Origin of the sequence: Plesiomonas sp. (assembly GCF_051650925.1) — a bacterium.
Taxonomy (GTDB): Bacteria; Pseudomonadota; Gammaproteobacteria; order Enterobacterales; family CAMTGL01; genus Plesiomonas.
Map to the genome: position 1 here is coordinate 1 of NZ_JBOFRH010000595.1, position 1,070 is coordinate 1,070.

At 49.0% G+C, this 1,070-nt stretch carries 2 protein-coding genes; both read right to left on the bottom strand.

Annotated features, from left to right (window positions below):
- Positions 1 to 235 precede the first annotated feature (235 nt).
- A complete protein-coding gene (gene infA / locus ACRC27_RS14195; RefSeq protein ID WP_010861786.1) occupies positions 236 to 454 on the bottom strand; it encodes a translation initiation factor IF-1 in 219 nt (72 codons plus the stop codon).
- A gap of 100 nt (positions 455 to 554) precedes the next feature.
- On the bottom strand, positions 555 to 1,070 hold a 516-nt coding region (locus ACRC27_RS14200), incomplete at its 5' end, for a GNAT family N-acetyltransferase (protein WP_438640177.1).

Sequence of the window (1,070 nt, forward strand, 5' to 3'; positions counted from 1 at the left end):
AACGAGTTGCTGTTCGGTTCACTGACGCACGGTGGCGTGGTGAAAGTCGGGGTGGATACAGAAGGCAATGTGCTGACCTATCAGTTCAGCAGTACCAGTACACGCCGCGAGGAAGAGGGCATGGTGCATTAATCATTGCAAAGATTAATCACGTGATCGGCTCTTGTGCAGGTGCAAGAGCCAACTTCAAGACATAAAAAAACCCGGAGCAATCCGGGTTTTTTTATAACCGCGATTAGCGACTACGGAATACGATACGGCCTTTGCTCAGGTCGTAAGGAGTCATTTCCACGGTCACTTTATCGCCAGTCAGAATACGGATGTAGTTTTTGCGCATTTTGCCGGAGATGTGGGCAGTCACAACGTGACCGTTTTCCAGTTCTACACGAAACATGGTGTTTGGCAGCGTGTCCAGCACGGTACCTTGCATTTCAATGCTGTCTTCTTTAGACATCTATTCCTCGTTAAGGCTTACAACCTGAATAATAACCGGCAGATAATGCCGAAAAACGTCGATAGTGTAAAGGCAACAGGGCATTAAAGCTGGTTAAAACTCAGCATTCATTGACCCACTGCCAACCTGTCTGGGTTAATTCCTGTGCCGGACGGAAGCGTTTTTTATAAGACATCGCCCTGCAGGCATCAACTTGATAACCGGGATAGACCCAGCGTTTTCCACTCTGTTTTGCCCATTCCAGCTGTTTCATCAGCATCGCAACACCCGGTGAATGGGCGCTCAGATCCGGATCAAAAAAGGTATAGCAGGCACTGAGTGCATCAGGTAATACATCTGTCACTGCTACCGCGACCAGACGATCCTCCAGATACATACAAAGATAAGCCACATCGAGCCACTGACATTCCGCAAAGGATTCAAACTGCGCTTTATCCGGCGGATACATACTGCCGCCAGCGTGACGGGCACTGATGTACCTGGCATACAGAGCGAAAAACTCAGGCGGTAGTTTATCATAAATTCGCCACGAGGCCGCACTCCAATATTTCATTGCCCGTTTTTGTGAACGGGAAGGGCTGAACTGTAGCGTACTGATCCGCAGGGATTTACACGC